This is a genomic window from Spirosoma gilvum, from assembly GCF_054776815.1.
The window spans coordinates 332,137-349,253 of record NZ_BAAHBH010000010.1 but is presented as its reverse complement, the minus strand read 5'-3'; the positions used below and the strand labels follow the sequence as shown (position 1 = coordinate 349,253).

The window sequence follows — 17,117 nt, the reverse complement described above, 5'->3', positions numbered from 1 at the left end:
ATGATAAACGATGAATGAATTAGCACTCCTCTCGCCTATCAATGCTTATTATTTTTTGCGGTAAGGATAATACTACGGATGAGTTTTAGCAACTCGTTGGCATCCTGATGAATACTATCAAACTCATTAACAGTTAGATAGTCAGTTTCTCGCAATAGTTCTAGCCAGTACATCGTTTCGTCGGCTTCTTTCTGCGCCATACCCATTTTATGAATGAAATCCGCTTTACTTTCTGCATTATTGCCTTCTCGAACATTGGCTCCAATTGATGTACCCGAACGCAACATTTGCTTGCTTAGAATAAATTCTTTTCGGTTGTCTTTTAGATGCTGATATAAGCGAATCGATCGAATGGCAAAACGAAAGCTCTTTTCGAGAACGGCATTTTCTTTTTTCATCATACAAACGCGTTTAAAAATGATGAATTATGAATGATTAATGATAAACAAGTCACATTTAGCCAATCATTCATAATTCATCATTCATAATTCTCCTAAGTATCGCCCTTGCTCCATCTTTACCCGCCTGTACGGCATCGACGACTTCTTTGCCGCCGTTGACGCAGTCGCCACCGGCAAAAACGCCGGGAATGTTGGTTTCGCAGTTGTCGTTGATGGCTAGTTTACCGTACCAGTTCGTGAGTTGGTTGCTGCTCACCAGTTCTTCGTAGGGAATCTGCCCGGCAGCTTTAATGACCATATCCACGTCGAGCGTGATGGTTTTGCCCGTTTCAACCGGTGTCCGACGACCGCTAGTATCGGGAACGCTTAGCTCCATAACGTTGCAAACCAGTTGCGTCACCCGGCCATTCTCGCCTATTACTTCTTTGGGCGATGCCAGCCAGATGATGTTACAACCGTCCAACTTTGCCAGATTCAATTCTACTTCGGTACTTGGCATTTCGGCCTGAGTCCGACGGTAAACGATGGTAACCTCTTTGGCACCCAGCCGTTTAGCCTGTGTTGCGGCATCAATGGCGGTCATACCCAGTCCAATCACAGCCACCTTATCGCCAACCGGAACCGACGGATAACCTTTTTCGCGAATGTCGTAGATGAACCGAATGGCATCTTCCACGCCGTCCAGATTTTCGCCGGGAATATCCAGATGCCGGGCAACACCCACACCGATGCCCAGATAAACAGCGTCGTAAGTAGTCTGTAGCTCCGCCAACTTCACATTTCGGCCTAGTTCCTGATCGTATTTGATGGTTATTCCGCCGAGTGATGTTATAAAATTCACCTCATCTTCACAGAACTGCGGGGTCACTTTGTAGGCTGCAATGCCGTACGTCATTAGTCCACCGCCTTTGCTTTCCTTTTCATAAATCGTTACATCGACCCCTTCGCGGCTTAGTACGTGGGCGCAGCTCAATCCGGCAGGACCGGCTCCCACTACAGCTACTTTCTTACCAACGGACGGCTTCCGCTGAAATAATGGCCATTTTTGCTCAATTGCTTTCTCGGTCGAATATCGTTGCAGTTTGGCAATCGGAATGGGGGGTTCTTCGAGCAGGTTATATACGCACGAGCCTTCGCACAGCTTTTCTACAGGGCACACTTTTGAGCAACCGCCCCCCATGATGTTGGCGTCCAGAATGGTATAGGCCGAACCTTTAATATTGTCGGTGGTAATCTGCTTGATGAATTTCGGGATGTTGATGCTCGTCGGGCAGCTTTTGGTGCACGGGGCATCGTAACAAAACAGACAGCGATTTGCTTCCACCAGAGCCGATTCGCGTGATTCGAACGGTGGGTGAATGTCGCTGAAGTTTTGCTCGTACTGTTCAGTCGTAAGTCGGTTATTGAGAATAGCCATAGATAGGAGCGAGGAGCGAGGAGCGAGGAGCGAGAATAGCTTGCGCAAGCCAAAGAGAGTACGCGTCAACCATTCTCACTCCTCACTCCTCGCTCCTATTACTTTTACAGTTCTACCAATTCCTTATACGTCTCAGGTCGGCGGTCGCGGAAGAACTGCCAGACGCTGCGCACTTCGTCGATCATGTCGAGGTCGAATTCAGCAATGAGGAGTTCGTCTTTATCTTCTGATGCTTGGGCGAAGATTTGACCGCGTGGGTCCACGAAATAGGAAGTACCGTAGAACCGACCCAGATTCCAGGGCTTTTCTTCCCCCACACGATTGATGCAGCCCATGAAATAACCATTGGCGGCAGCATGAGCCGGTTGTTCGAGCTTCCAGAGGTATTGCGATAGCCCGGCTACAGTTGCCGATGGATTGTACACAATTTCAGCACCGTTCAGGCCAAGGCAGCGGGCTCCGTCGGGGAAATGACGGTCGTAACAAATGTAAACGCCAATTTTGGCATAACGTGTCTGAAAGACTGGATAGCCCAGATTGCCGGGTTTAAAGAAAAATTTCTCCCAGAAACCCGATGTATGCGGAATATGATTTTTACGGTATTTACCCAGATACGTACCATCGGCGTCGATAACAGCCGCCGTGTTGTACAATACGCCGGCTTGTTCCCGTTCATAAACCGGTACAATCATCACCATATTGTATTTTTTGGCATATTCGGCCATCCGCTCGGTAGTAGGACCAGGAACTGATTCGGCCGATGCATACCAGGCACTATTTTGCCCCGGACAGAAATAGGGCGTGTTAAAAATCTCCTGCAAACACAATATCTGCACGCCCTTCTGACCGGCCTCTTCAATAAGCGGGATGTGCTTCTGCACCATCGCTTCTTTAATTTCGTCAATCGTGCCTTCGCCCTCAGTCTTTGGCAGGCTCATCTGGATCAATCCCGATTTAATTAGTCGTGGCATGCGTATGTTGGGTTTGTTGGTTTCGCGGGGAGCAGGGTGCCGGGAGCATGGAGCTTGTTTTTCATCTTCGTGCTCCCGGCACCCTGCTCCCCGCTCCTCGCATTTAAATCTTTCCGTTTACTTTATTTCGTTTAATAAACTGACCGAAACCTTTGTCGATCAGGCATTGGTTGTCGTCAACAGCGACCGTGCCGCGAAGTAGAACAGTCTTAACTTTGCCGGTTAGCTCCCTGCCTTCGTAACCAGAATAATCGACGTTCATGTGGTGGGTTTTGGCCGAAAGCGTATGCTGTTCTTCCGGGTCAAAAATCACAATATCGGCATCGCTACCTATGCCGATTGTCCCCTTTTTGGGAAACATCCCGAAGATTTTGGCTGGGTTCGTGCAGGCTACTTCCACGTACTTGTTCAACGTGATTTTGCCTTTGTTTACGCCCTCACTGTACAGCAGTTCCATGCGGTTTTCAATAGCCGGGTGCCCATTCGGAATCTTCGAGAAATCGTCCTTACCCATTAATTTTTGCTCCCACATAAACGGGCAATGATCGGTAGCAACTACCTGTACTAGTCCCTGATTGATACCCGCCCAGAGTGCCTGCTGGTCTTTTTTCTCCCGCAACGGCGGGCTCATCACCCATTTGGCTCCCTCGAAATTCTGCTCGTACAACGACGCATCCAGAATCAGGTATTGAATACAGGTTTCGGCAAAAACTTTCTGATTACGCCGGGTGGCATTCCGAACGCCATTCAGGGCCCCTTCACAAGTCATGTGTACGATGTAGCCGGGGCAACCGGTGTAATCAGCCAGATCGGTAAAACGGCAGCTTGCTTCCGCTTCGGTCACTTCAGGCTGTGACAGATAGTGGTATAGCGGTGCTAATTTCCCTTCAGACCGATGTTTGGCAATCAAGTAATCGATCATATCGCCATTGGTGGCATGAACCGTCACCATTCCCCCCTGCTTTTTCACTTCCTGCATCAGGCCGACCATCTGGCTGTCGTTGATCATCAACGCCCCTTTGTAGGCCATGAAGGTTTTGAACGACGTAATACCTTCGTTTTCAACCATTTCTTTGATTTCCGCCTTCGACTCGTCGTTGAAATCGGTTACGGCCATGTGGAAACTGTAATCGCCTACGGCAGTTCCACGGGCGCGGGAATTCCAGTCGGCGAGGGCTTCTTTCAGCGAATGTCCCTGTTTTTGCAATACAAAATCAATGACGGTCGTCGTTCCACCGAATAGTGCCGCCCGCGTACCAGTCTCGTAGGTATCGCTAGAAAACGTACCCATAAATGGCATCGACAAGTGTACATGCGGATCAATCCCACCTGGAAACACTAACTTTCCCGATGCGTCGATAACTGTATCGGCCTGAATGGGCAGATTTTTTCCGATGGCCGAGATCGTTTCCCCCTCAATAAAAATATCCGCAACGTAATCCTCAGCCGCCGTAATAACCCGACCGTTTTTAATTAGTATAGACATATATGCTTTATAGTCTTCGAGAAATTCTATGCGCTCTTGGCGAAAACCTCTGTGCTCTTTGCGGTTAAAAGACTCCCCCGCATCAATCCTAGATATACACTCCCGCTCAGGAAAAAGCCGACGAACCAGGCATAGTTATATAGCTGTGAAATCCAGGTCGGTACACTGTCGGCAGGAATAGCGTGAATGGTCGTCAGGAAGCCTGGAATGTTCGGAATAATTCCTGCCAGCAAGGCGATAATTGCCGATGAATTAAAGCCATTCTTGAAGCTGTATATCCCGCTTGTGCTATACAGGTCATTCAGCACCAGTTTCTGTTTTCGCAGGAAGAAATAGTCTGCGATCATAATGCCACCCACCGGCCCAAGCAGGCTGGAATACCCAACCAGCCACGTAAAAATGAAGCCCGTGGGATCGGCAATCAGTTTCCAGGGAAAGATCAGAACGCCTATAATTCCGGTTATGTACCCCCCCTTCCGAAAATCGATTTTTGACGGTGCCAGATTGGCAAAATCGTTGGCAGGACTGACAATATTAGCGGCTATGTTGGTGGCTAACGTAGAGATGGCTACCGAAATCATGGCTACGCTGACCAATAGTTTGTTTTCAAATTTTCCGGCCAGGATCAGTGGGTCCCAGATCGTGGTTCCGTAAATGATTGTCGTAGCTGAGGTAACTACTACCCCAATGAACGAAAACAAGGTCATGGACGGTGGTAAGCCAATGGCCTGCCCTTTGATCTGTGCTTTCTGGCTGGTGGCATACCGGGTAAAATCAGGGATGTTCAGCGAGAGTGTTGCCCAGAAACCGACCATGCCGGTTAGAGATGGAAAAAAAAAGGCAAAAAAGGCTGATGAATTCGCAAATTTGGAGGGTAGCCGCAGAATGGGCCCTAGTCCGTTTCCAGCCGAAATGGCCCACCAAAGCAGGGCAAGTGCAGCAACAGGAAGAAAAAAAGCTTTGTAAATGAGTAATTTCCTGATACTGTCGACCCCCAGGTAGACAACATACATATTCAGCAGCCAGAAGAGCAGGAAGCATATGGCCGGGCCGGTCTGTAAACCAAACGATGCTGGGAATATGTCTGGCAAAGTCTCGATCGGTGGAATCCACAGCCGCAGCATTTGATAGACCGAAAATCCACCGAGCCAGGTCTGAATTCCGAACCACCCACAGGCTACAATGGCACGTAGCATCGCTGGTATATTTGCCCCACTGGTACCAAAACTGGCCCGTGCCAGCACGGGAAACGGGATACCATATTTAGTACCGGCATGACCGTTTAGAATCATTGGAACGAGTACAATGGTGTTCCCCAGAAAAATAGTCAGAATGGCCTGCCACCAGTTCATTCCTCCTTCAATGAGCGAACTAGCCATCATATACGTAGGAATACACAAACTCATGCTGATCCAAAGAGCCGCATAGTTCCAGGTATTCCACGTCCGCTTCGACGCGGGAATTGGGGCCAGGTCTTCGCTATAAAGTGCCGATGATTCGTCTACGCGGGCTTCGGTTTGATGCTGCATCGAGTTCGTGTTTATACGGGGCGACCCGTGCCGTTTGTAGTCGTTGGTCAAAAACAAACCTGTAAACGACACGAGTCGCCCCGCACAAACTACAAACTCTTCAACTTAATTTCAAAGTATCGAATACCAATTTCTTAAATCGGGCTTCATCAGCCTCTACACAAATGGTGGCATTAGGGGCTTTTTTCCAAACCTCTAACTCATCAATAGCCAATGCACCTACTGTCAGTTCACCTCGTGTTTCTACATCAACAAATCGGGATACCGACTGCGTTACCATAGTCGGATCGATAACGGCGGCAATGGTAATGGCATCGGGGTGGTTGGAGCCATTCATTTTCTGGTGTTCTTTGCAATACTGCCGACGAATGCGGTTGATCTTCATGAAAAAGTCCGCATACTTCGTACCTAGCTTCGACACCTGCTCATAATCGTCGTCGGTAAACACCGAACTCCTTACGCTAACATCAAACCCTACGGTTGTAATCGGAATCCCTGACTGAAACACAATCCGGGCTGCTTCGGGGTCTACCCAGGCATTGTACGTAGCGCCCGGATTAATATTCCCGTAGAACTTGTAAAAACCACCCATGAAATAAAGCCCTTTCACTTTCTTCGCAATCGTAGGCTCTTTTAACAATGCCAACGCGATATTCGTGAGTGGTCCAATCGCTACAATTGTCAGTTGGCCCGGATTGGCCTTGACCAGGCGAATCATGGCGTCGACCGCATGTTCTTTTTCCGGCTGTTGCTTCGGGTCCGGAAAAAACGAATCACTCATACCGTCGCTCCCATGTACGTAGGTTGCCGTACCATGCACTTCGCGGGTTAGTGGCCGTGCCGAGCCCTGATACACTGGAATCTGGCCTGATTTACCCGCTACTTCCAGCGTGTAAAGCGCATTTTTTGTCTGCTGCTCAAAGCCTACATTCCCAACCGTAATGGTTATGGCCTCAACTTTTAGTTTTGGCGAACTGACCGCCATCAGAACAGCCAGTGCATCATCCGTAGCCGTATCGGTATCCAGAATAATTCGTTTTCCAGACTCTGCTTTTACGGCCTTTTTGCGTTCAGACGCAAGCACTGTGGCAGGTAAGAAAGTCGAAGCTGTACCCACCGAAAGGGCTTCTAAAAATTTGCGTCTTGACGTTATCATATTTTGATGAATTTATTGTTTACCAAATCCTATTTTCGGTTCACACACTCATTGAAATCCCGCAAATAAGATACCAAACACCAAAAATGACCCCGCCGAATAGTTAATTTATCTGTCCGTTATTCTATATAAGCGTCGGCGATGGCTAACGCTTCGCTGATAATGGCTAGTCCTTCGTCGATCTGCTCACGGGTTACACACAAAGGCGGAGCCACGAACACATAACTCCAGCGAACAAAAGTGTACATACCCAATTCCTTGATTTTGGCCGCTACTTTACCCATCACGGCCATATCCTCAGGTTTGGCGTTAAACGGGGCCATTGGTTCTTTCGTGGCCCGATTTTTGACGATCTCAAAACACCCCAGCAACCCAGTCGTTCGGAAATCACCAATGCATGGATGCTTTTGTTTCATCCGTTCAGCCTGCTCCGAAACGTAGCGTCCCATCTCGGCCGCATTTTCGATCAGGTTTTCATCTTCATAGATTTTAATGGTTTCTAACGCAGCCGCACAGCCAACCGGATGGGCATTGTAAGTCATCCCGGTTGCCAGTACGGTATCGTTATACTTAGCCGCGATTTTATCCGTCATCATCAGGCAGCCAAAGGGTACATAGCCGCTGGTAATCCCTTTTGCCATAGTCACCATATCGGGCACAATCCCATGATTTTCAAAACCAAACCATTTACCTGTACGACCAAAGCCACTCATTACCTCATCGATAATCAGCAGGATACCGTACTTATCGCAAATGTCACGAACCGCTTTCAGATATCCTTCCGGATACTGCAAACAGCCCGACGTACCCGATTCGCCTTCCAGTAAAATGGCGGCAACATTACCCGGCCCTTCGTAGCCAAGGATACGTTCCAACTGCTCGACCGAATCCGTAAGCATACTGGCTTCATCGTGGTTCCAGCGGTAACGGTACGGAATGTCGACATGAACGAAATTGGGCGATTGCTGCGAATCATCCGGTAATTTTCGTGGGTCGCCACCGACCGAAAGCGCTCCATAGGTAGCCCCGTGATAGGACTGATAGCGGCTGATGATTTTATGACGCCCCGTATACGAACGAGCCATTTTGATAGCCGCTTCAATCGAAGTAGCGCCACAAAGTGTAAAATAAGCTTTGTTGAGATCGCCGGGGCATATTTCGGCTAGTTTCTTACCAAGCTCACCCCGCACCTTTGTCACGCAATAAGGTGTCACGTAGCTGACTTCCTGCATCTGCCGAACTACAGCCTCTGTAATCCGCTGATTGCCGTGGCCGATATTCACGTTCATCAAACCCGACGAAAAGTCAATGTAGCGTTTGTCGTCATAATCATACAGATATACCCCTTTCGCGTACTTTACAGCGATAGGCGAAATACCCTTCTGTTTGCTCCAGACAAACACCGTCGAATCGAAATTATCCTGAAGTACTTCGTCGGTTTCGGTAAGTGAGATTGTGTCTAGCATAAAAATTAAGTTTACAGTTTTCAGTCTTTTGTTTTCAGTTGGCTGACGCGTCAACTATTCTTGTGTCAACAAACTGAAAAAAAAGTCTGTAAACAGAAGACGTTTTGGTTTAACTCATCCAGTTAATCCCCGATTCGGGGTTCCATTTGGTGGTGGTTTTCTTCAGTTTAGTCCAGAACTCGATGGAACTTTTGCCGGTGATATCGCCCACGCCAAAACGGCTTTCGTTCCAACCACCAAATGAGAACGGCTCACGCGGAACAGGTACGCCTACATTGACCCCCACCATACCGGCACTAGCCCGATCCATCACGTAGCGCGCCATACCGCCATTTTGCGTAAAAACTGCGGCTGCGTTGCCGTATGGATTTGCATTTTCAATGGCTAGGGCTTCATCGACAGTTTTAGTTCGCATGATGCTAATGACGGGGCCAAAGATCTCTTCCCTGGCAATCGCCATATCGGGTCGAACATAATCGATCACCGTCGGACCTACATAGGTTCCGGCTTCTTTGCCTTCCACCTTTGGGCTCCGGCCATCGACCAGTACTTTAGCGCCCTGCTGTTCGGCTTCGGTAATGTATCGTTCGATCCGTTCTTTCGACTCCCGATTGATAACGGCCCCCAGGTTTTTACCCGGCACCACTTTCTGGGCTTCTTCGCACAATTTTTCGATAATATGATCGACCGGCCCGACAGCCACCATCGCCGATGCAGCCATACAACGTTGTCCAGCACAACCGGCCATCGACGCGGTAATATTTTGGGCTGTCATACCCGGAATGGCATCCGGCAGGACGATCAGGTGATTTTTTGCTCCGCCCAGCGCCAGACACCGTTTGAAATTACTTGTCGCTCGCTGATAAACCAGCTTGGCAATCTTGGTGGAGCCGACAAACGATACAGCTTCGATACCCGGATGATCGCAAATGGCTTCGACAACTTCCCGATCACCATGCACAATATTGAACACCCCATTGGGCAATCCCGCTTCCTGTAGCAGTTCTGCCAGACGACCAACACTCAACGGCACTTTCTCCGATGGTTTGATAATCATGCAGTTCCCCAGTGCTATGGCATTAGGAATGGTCCAGTTGGGCACCATGCTCGGAAAATTGAACGGAACAATGCTGGCGACGACTCCCAGCGGTGCTCGCTCGGTCCGGCATTCGACACCCCGACTCACTTCCAGAATTTCGCCGGTAACGATTTGGGGTAGAGAGCAGGCAAACTCCGACAGTTCAGCGCCTTTTTCAATTTCGGCGACGGCTTCCTCGTAAGTCTTTCCATTCTCTTCCTGTACCAGCAGCGCCAATTCGGTCAGATTCTTTTCCAGCAAGGCTTTGTAGCGAAAAAAGACCTGAACACGTTCCTTCAGCGTTGTCCGACTCCAGGCCGGAAAAGCTGCCTGCGCTGCTTGTACTGCCTTGTCCAGATCCGTCGCAGTAGACATGGGTACTGTCGATAGAAGCGTGCCATCGACGGGTGAAATCACCTCCAGCGTCCGATCCGTAGCCGCATCGACAAAGGCTCCATTTATGTAATTCTGAACCAGACTATACTTCATAGCTTTGTTGAAATTCTGCATATTTTGCAGAAATAAGGAATGCAAACTAAAAATTATTTAGACTCATGTCAAATTTTAGCAATATTTTTACACACAATAATTATCAGACAGGATTTACTGCAGTAAATCCTGCCGAAAAGCAGCAATGGAAAAGACACATAGCATCCTGGACGATCTGGATTTTGCCATTCTCTCCTGCCTTCAGAAAGACGGCCGCATGTCGTTTACTGAAATTGCTGATCATCTGAATGTATCGGTAGGTACAGCCCGAACACGGCTTAATCGGCTACTTGACGATGGTGTGCTAAGTATTATTGGCCGGGTCGATCCAGATAAAGTAGGCTTTCGTGCCTACGCCCACATCGCCGTGTACGTACGACCGGCTACGCTGAAAGAACCAGTGGCTGAAACAATTGCTCAGATGCCCGAAGTCAGTTTTCTGGCCAGTACCTCCGGCGATTATGATCTGGAAGTGGATGTGATGTGCCCTACGAACCACGATCTTGTTGAATTCATCAACGAAATCTCAAAGATTGAAGGCGTTTACCAAACAAAAACTACCCTGTATTTCAAAGTATATAAGTATGCCCAGCCTGATTTAAATCTACTACAAGGCAAATCGGCGAGCTGATCGTTACCATAAAATTGCCCCTCAAATGTCAGGTTGAGACGACCGTACAATGGTTTGTCGGGCAAATCGCCTACTTTAGAGCGTTGAACTTAACTCCGGCACTCGTTACCAATTGTCTCCGGTGAAAACACTGTTCTTATTACTCAGTAGCTGGATCGGCCTACTATCGGTAGCACTGGCACAGACCAGTCTGCCACCGGTCTATGAAATCAAGAAGGACTCTAGCTTCTTCCGACCCGACACTACTTATTTTCAGGTACTGGAAGACCTAAAGGGAAACCTTACCTTCAAACAAGTTCTGAATCATCCCGCTTTTCGTTACGATAAATTTTTCTCGCGAAAGCGGGAGTCCCACACCTACTGGATGCGAATGCGCATCAAAAACGCTCTTCCCCATGAATTAAGGATTTTTTACTGCGACTTCAACAGCGACTACATTGATCTATACAGGCTTGACAGCGCTGGCCAATGGCAACACCAGCTCACTGGAGACCTTATTCCCTACAGTAAACTACCCATCCATAAAGGGTCCCACGAACGTGCCCGTCTATTTTTCACCCTATCCTCCGGTCAGGAAACTACAGTATATGCACGGGCGCAGAATGCATTCTGGCATCCGCCCATACTGTATCTGTCGCCCCAATTTCAAACCGAACAAGGCCGTATCGAAGCTGTGTTCAACACTATAACGGCCGAAAAAGGATGGAAAAATTACCTTATTGAAGGGGTTATCATCGGAATTTTAGTGCTGGCATCCTGCTATAACCTGATTATCTATTATTCGATCCATGATCGGGTCTATCTCTATTTCGGTATTTGTCTGTTTTTTTTCGTACTCGATCGCAATAACTACCGCCTTCAGTTAGCATTCGCCGAAGAACATCCCTACGAGGTCAAACTAATCGCCAATTTTTTCTTTACCGTCTTTTTTATCTTTTTCGTCCAGTCGATCCGAAAACTACTTCAGCTACCCTCCTACATGGCCCGGCTGGACAAAGTCATTACCACAACCTTGGTTTTGACCGTAGCGGCCAATGTAGTCCAGGTCCTCTCGTTTAGCACACTCCTTGTCCCGATCGATGAATGGGCACTTTTGATTGAAGTGCTCATTAGGCTCATCTACGGACTTTGTATGCTGATGGCAGTTCGCCGGATGAAACAAGGTTTGCTTGAGGCTCGTTACCTATTGGTGGCCCTGACCCCACTGTTTCTACTCTGGCTCTTTACACTAACGACTGAGATACTGGGGCTTTATTTTAGTGTCGATCTTCCCAGAGTTATTCATGAAAATGTGGAATACGTTGAGAGTGCCTGTTTTGCCTGGATGATTATCGCCTTTACGGGTGCGCTGATGAATCGATACAAGCTGGTCCGTCAACAGGTAATCCAGCAAGCCATTGAGAAGGAACAACTGAAAAAAGAACGTGAAATCGAACGAAATCGGCTGATCGCAGCCCAGAATGAACGGCTGGAGCGTGAAGTTGAAGAGCGGACCGCTGCCTTAAAACAGTCGATCGACGAACTGAAAGCCACACAGAATCAACTTGTCCAACAGGAAAAACTAGCCTCTCTCGGCGAACTAACGGCGGGTATAGCCCACGAAATTCAGAACCCGCTCAATTTTGTCAATAACTTCTCAGAAGTATCGGCTGAACTGGTCGATGAGTTGAAGGAAGGCCCCATGCAGCACCTGCCCGACTCCGAAAAAGCCTATGCAGACGAGATTATGGGGGATTTGACCCAGAACCTGCAAAAGATTACGCATCACGGCAAACGGGCTGATTCGATTGTAAAAGGGATGCTGGCACATAGTCGCAGTACCAGTGGGCAAAAGCAGCCTACAAAGTTGAATGATCTGGCCGATGAATTTCTGCGCATTGCTTACCACGGGCTACGAGCCAAAGACAAATCGTTCAATGCCGATCTGAAACTCGACCTCGACCCAACCGTTGGGACGGTCAATCTGGTTCCGCAGGATATTGGCCGGGTGTTTCTCAACATCTACAACAACGCCTTTTATGCCGTGCAAACGAAACAAAAACAAATCGGTAATGGCTATCAGCCGCAAATTCAGGTAAGCACACGAGCTGAAAAGGACGCCGTTACGATTAGCATCAGCGACAATGGCATCGGCATTCCCGACGAAATACGGCATAAAATTTACCAGCCTTTCTTCACCACGAAACCCACCGGCCAGGGCACAGGTTTAGGTCTCTCGTTGAGTTACGATATTATTACCAAAGGGCATAACGGTGAAATTCAGATCAGCACAAAGCCAGGTGAAGGCACTGAGTTTATCATTCAATTACCTAAATAGAACACGGATCTTTATGATGATTATGATAAACAATGATTATTAATCGCTTAAATATCAATATTTTATCTTTTATTATGGAATAACAAACATCTTAACGTATCATAACAATCATAATGATCCGTGTTCTATTGTAACCGCCGTTTACGGCGCCAGCGAGCGATTAGCCAGCCAATTCCGCCAATAATCAGGAGGAGCGGTAAAAAGTAAAATACCCCGACAAAGACATTCCCAATCAGTCGAAAACCATCGGTCAGATTGGTCCATATTTGGGTGTAAAACGGCGCTTCAGGATTTAGGACCGTTTCAGTCTGCTGATAATAGGTCAGGTTAATAGTACTCCGCGCAACATCGTCCTTCAATTGGCGGAGTTCAGCTTCTTGCACCTCGCGCTCTTCCCGAATTGCGGCCAATTGTTCCTCTATTTTTAGAACATCCTCTACATTTCGAGCCTGTTTTAGCAACTTGAGATACGTTTCTTCTACGGCTTTCTTACTGCGTATCCGGGCTTCCGTATCCACATACCGCCGGGTCACATCCTCTGCTGTAATCGATTTGGTATCCGTAAATATGGATTCCTTAACAAGGTTCGCCAGCAGGGCATCAAAACCAGCAGCTGGCACCCGAATCACCAATGCATTTTCGATGGTATTGTAGCCTTTCGTTTCATTTGAGCTGGTTATCTGCCCGCCAGCCTGCCTGATTATCTGTTCTATATGTTTTCCGGATGCCGCAAAATCGCTGACACGCATCCGCAACTGAGCATTCCGTATAATTTGTCGATTCGCTGTAGGCTGAGGTTGTGGAGCCGATTCGGGCACGCTCAGTTCATCCTCATCGGCTTCAGCCTGTTCGGGCGATGGGGGTGCTTTTAGGGCTGCCATTTGACGTGGCATAGCATCCTGCGTGCTAACCGTGTCGGCCAATTCCGTTTTCGACTGGCAGGCCATCATGGGCAGGAATATCGCAAGTGTTAAAAAAATCTTCATACGTAAAAGATGCAGCAGACAGGATGTTTCCATAAAGTGATGGTTGTCGATTATCCTACCCGTTAAAATACCCATTTTAAGCTCATTCTGAGGGGTTTCTTTGATGCATTCCGAACGGAACCGGCCCACTTTGTGTTATTCCTATATAACTGTAATAGCCCGTTGGGCTGTCGATCCCCCGCTTTTGATTCGTTACACTTAACTTGGCAATTTGTACAAGTCAGTGCTTTTGCGTCTATATTTGGGCCGGTCGGTTATGGTTTACGACAAATCAACTTCCGTAAACCTTATCCCTAAATAGCTGGTTCGCAACAAAAGAAGAGCGGAAACCGTATCAACCTGAAAAACCGATATGTCGAAAAACTTAGTCATAGTGGAGTCGCCGGCGAAAGCGAAAACCATTGAAGGCTATCTGGGCAAAGACTTCCTGGTGAAGTCGAGCTTTGGCCACGTTCGCGATCTACCCAAAGATGGGCTGGCCGTCGATGTTACCAATGGCTTTAAACCGTCGTATGAAATATCCCCCGATAAAAAGAAATTAGTCAGTGAACTTAAATCGCTGGCCAAATCGGCGGAAGAGGTCTGGCTCGCTACCGATGATGACCGCGAAGGAGAAGCCATTTCGTGGCATTTGAAAGAAGCGCTTGGCCTCCGTGATAATACGAAACGAATTGTGTTCCGTGAGATCACAAAGAACGCTATCCTGAACGCCATTCAAACCCCCCGGACCATCGATGTCGATCTGGTCAATGCCCAGCAGGCTCGCCGGGTTCTCGACCGGCTGGTGGGTTATGAGCTGTCGCCGGTGTTATGGCGGAAAATTAAAGGGGGCTCCACGGGTCTGTCGGCTGGTCGTGTGCAATCGGTGGCTCTACGGTTGGTCGTCGAACGCGAACGGGAAATTGACAGGCACTCGGCCAAATCGTCGTTTAAAGTCACGGCCCAGTTTATTGTCGACGGCACTAAAGTGTTGAACGCCGAACTGCCTAAGAATTTCCAAACCTCGGGCGAAGCGCGTAAATTTCTGGAAGCCTGCATTGGCGCTACGTTTACGATCAAGAACCTGGAGGTAAAACCCGCCAAGAAATCGCCCGCTCCACCCTTTACCACCTCAACCTTACAGCAGGAAGCCTCGCGAAAGCTCAGTTACTCGGTCGACCGCACGATGCGCCTGGCGCAGAATCTGTACGAAGCCGGTAAGATTTCGTACATGCGAACTGACTCGACCAACTTGTCGCAGGAAGCCATCGACAAGGCTAAAGCCGAGATCGAAACTGAGTTTGGACCAAAGTACGTGCAAACTCGTCAGTTTAAGACCAAAAACGAGTCGGCCCAGGAAGCGCACGAAGCCATCCGGCCTACCAACTTCAACGACCGCCATGCCGGTGCCGACCGCGACCAGAAACGCTTGTATGAACTGATCTGGAAACGCGCCATTGCCTCCCAAATGTCGGATGCGCAGCTCGAACGGACTATCGTCACCATCGGCATCCGGTTTGCCAACGGCACTCAATTGGAGCAGGATTTGAGTTTTGATGTCTTCGGCGAGGATTACGATCCAGCTAAACAGGTCAAATTCAACCCACAAACACCGGCTCAGAATACAACCTTTCCTAGTGAACTGGTTGCCCAGGGCGAAGTCATTAAGTTTGATGGGTTTCTGCGGGTTTATCTCGAATCGAAAGATGACGAAGACGATGAGGAAGCGAAAGGTATGTTACCACCGCTTACCATCGGTCAGGTGCTGAACCTGGGTCAGATGAAAGCAACAGAGAAATTCACCCGTCCGCAACCCCGCTATGCCGAAGCCTCGCTGGTGAAAAAGCTGGAAGAAATGGGCATCGGTCGCCCGTCGACCTACGCGCCAACGATTTCGACCATCATCAACCGGGGGTATGTGATCAAACAGGACAAGCCCGGTCAGGAACGGACATATCAGGAATTCACCCTACAGCAGAATCACATTACGGAAACTAGCGGTAAAGAAACCTTCGGCTCCGAAAAAGCGAAGCTCTTCCCGACCAATACTGGAATCGTGGTGAACGATTTTCTGGTCGAGTATTTCCCCGACATCGTCAATTATCAGTTTACAGCGACTGTTGAGAAGGAGTTTGATGAAATTGCCGATGGACGGATGAACTGGCAGAAAATGCTGGAAGAATTCTACGGCGATTTCCATAAGAACATCGAAGAAATCCAGGGGTCGTCGGTTGGGTCATTTAAAACCGGTGCTCGTGAACTGGGGATTGATCCGGCTACTAGTAAACCCGTATCGGCCCGGCTGGGTAAATATGGGGCTTACGTACAGATCGGTGACGCCAGCGATGAGGATAAACCACGGTTTGCCAACCTGCGCGATGGGCAACTGATTGAAACGATCACCTTGCAGGAAGCCCTCGATTTGTTCGCCCTACCGCGCGAAGTTGGTTTCTTCGAAGATAAGGCTATGACTATCGGTATCGGCAAATTTGGCCCTTATGTCAAGCACGACGACAAGTATGTATCGCTGACCAAGGAAGATGACCCTTATTCGATCGATGCGGAGCGGGCTATTCAGCTTATTCAGCAGAAACGCGCCGAATCCCTCAGTGAATCGCTGGGCGATTACCTGGGCAAGCCCGTTACCACCGGCAAGGGTCGTTTTGGTCCGTATGTAAAATACGACGAGAAGTATATCTCGCTTCCTCGCAACGAGCCTATGGCAGGCTTAACATTGGAACGGGCCATTGAACTTATCGATGCCAAACGGCAGCAGGAAGCCAATAAATACATCAAGGAGTTTCCTGAACGGCCGGAAATTAAAGTGGTAAATGGCCAATATGGGCCGTATCTGGCCGTCGGCAAGCGGAATGTACGTATCCCAAAAGATATTGACCCCACTACGCTTACGCTTGAAGATTGTCTGAATCTGGCGGGCGATGATCCGGCAGCCGCCACGAAAGCACCGGCCAAAAAAGCCGCTAGCTCGAAGGCTCCGTCCAAAGCAGCCGCCACGAAAAAGCCCGCAGCAACGAAGAAAGTAGCGTCGAAAAAATAAAGCGAATTGCCTGTTACCAAAACTGCAATTCCTGTCGTTCGCGTCACAGACTTAGACCTCATCCATCCGCTATGTAATCGCGGACGAGCACTAACTACAAATAGCCTTCCCTGACCGGAAGGTTTTTTGTTTGGTGTACCATTGGGAAATCAT

At 48.6% G+C, this 17,117-nt stretch carries 12 protein-coding genes; 3 read left to right on the top strand and 9 right to left on the bottom strand.

What is annotated here, in order from left to right:
* Positions 1 to 38: 38 nt before the first annotated feature.
* The 8 genes from ACYVFD_RS25700 to ACYVFD_RS25665 all read right to left on the bottom strand — a co-directional run bounded on the left by ACYVFD_RS25700 (position 39) and on the right by ACYVFD_RS25665 (position 9,993).
* Positions 39 to 398, bottom strand: a complete 360-nt coding sequence (locus tag ACYVFD_RS25700; RefSeq protein ID WP_461093392.1) for a four helix bundle protein — start codon at positions 396 to 398, stop codon at positions 39 to 41.
* A gap of 70 nt (positions 399 to 468) precedes the next feature.
* Positions 469 to 1,818: an NAD(P)-dependent oxidoreductase gene (locus ACYVFD_RS25695; RefSeq protein WP_461093370.1), complete on the bottom strand. Its 1,350-nt coding sequence runs from the start codon at positions 1,816 to 1,818 to the stop codon at positions 469 to 471.
* A 104-nt stretch (positions 1,819 to 1,922) separates the two neighbouring features.
* Positions 1,923 to 2,789 (bottom strand): nitrilase-related carbon-nitrogen hydrolase, encoded by an 867-nt coding sequence (locus tag ACYVFD_RS25690; RefSeq protein ID WP_461093369.1) that lies wholly within the window; start codon positions 2,787 to 2,789, stop codon positions 1,923 to 1,925.
* Between the two features lie 103 nt (positions 2,790 to 2,892).
* On the bottom strand, positions 2,893 to 4,275 hold the full coding sequence (hydA, locus tag ACYVFD_RS25685; protein WP_461093368.1) for a dihydropyrimidinase: 1,383 nt from the start codon (positions 4,273 to 4,275) through the stop codon (positions 2,893 to 2,895).
* Between the two features lie 26 nt (positions 4,276 to 4,301).
* Positions 4,302 to 5,804 carry an NCS1 family nucleobase:cation symporter-1 gene (locus ACYVFD_RS25680; protein ID WP_461093367.1) on the bottom strand — a complete coding sequence of 501 codons (1,503 nt, stop codon included), beginning with the start codon at positions 5,802 to 5,804 and terminating at the stop codon, positions 4,302 to 4,304.
* Positions 5,805 to 5,904: 100 nt separating this feature from the next.
* Positions 5,905 to 6,960: a nucleoside hydrolase gene (locus ACYVFD_RS25675; RefSeq protein ID WP_461093365.1), complete on the bottom strand. Its 1,056-nt coding sequence runs from the start codon at positions 6,958 to 6,960 to the stop codon at positions 5,905 to 5,907.
* A 119-nt stretch (positions 6,961 to 7,079) separates the two neighbouring features.
* Positions 7,080 to 8,426, bottom strand: a complete 1,347-nt coding sequence (locus tag ACYVFD_RS25670) for an aminotransferase class III-fold pyridoxal phosphate-dependent enzyme (protein WP_461093364.1) — start codon at positions 8,424 to 8,426, stop codon at positions 7,080 to 7,082.
* A gap of 109 nt (positions 8,427 to 8,535) precedes the next feature.
* Positions 8,536 to 9,993: a CoA-acylating methylmalonate-semialdehyde dehydrogenase gene (locus tag ACYVFD_RS25665; protein ID WP_461093363.1), complete on the bottom strand. Its 1,458-nt coding sequence runs from the start codon at positions 9,991 to 9,993 to the stop codon at positions 8,536 to 8,538.
* A gap of 145 nt (positions 9,994 to 10,138) precedes the next feature.
* On the opposite strand from ACYVFD_RS25665, the gene ACYVFD_RS25660 reads away from it, so the two are divergent.
* Positions 10,139 to 10,624 carry an Lrp/AsnC family transcriptional regulator gene (locus ACYVFD_RS25660; RefSeq protein WP_461093362.1) on the top strand — a complete coding sequence of 162 codons (486 nt, stop codon included), beginning with the start codon at positions 10,139 to 10,141 and terminating at the stop codon, positions 10,622 to 10,624.
* A 121-nt stretch (positions 10,625 to 10,745) separates the two neighbouring features.
* Positions 10,746 to 12,941 (top strand): sensor histidine kinase, encoded by a 2,196-nt coding sequence (locus ACYVFD_RS25655; protein ID WP_461093361.1) that lies wholly within the window; start codon positions 10,746 to 10,748, stop codon positions 12,939 to 12,941.
* A 125-nt stretch (positions 12,942 to 13,066) separates the two neighbouring features.
* On the opposite strand, the gene ACYVFD_RS25650 is transcribed toward ACYVFD_RS25655, so the two are convergent.
* The gene (locus ACYVFD_RS25650; RefSeq protein WP_461093360.1) at positions 13,067 to 13,927 is read right to left on the bottom strand and encodes a DUF4349 domain-containing protein; all 861 of its coding nucleotides are present in this window, start codon (positions 13,925 to 13,927) and stop codon (positions 13,067 to 13,069) included.
* A 352-nt stretch (positions 13,928 to 14,279) separates the two neighbouring features.
* Between ACYVFD_RS25650 and topA the strand changes: the two genes are divergently transcribed.
* The gene (gene topA, locus ACYVFD_RS25645) at positions 14,280 to 16,964 is read left to right on the top strand and encodes a type I DNA topoisomerase (protein ID WP_461093359.1); all 2,685 of its coding nucleotides are present in this window, start codon (positions 14,280 to 14,282) and stop codon (positions 16,962 to 16,964) included.
* Positions 16,965 to 17,117 lie beyond the last annotated feature (153 nt).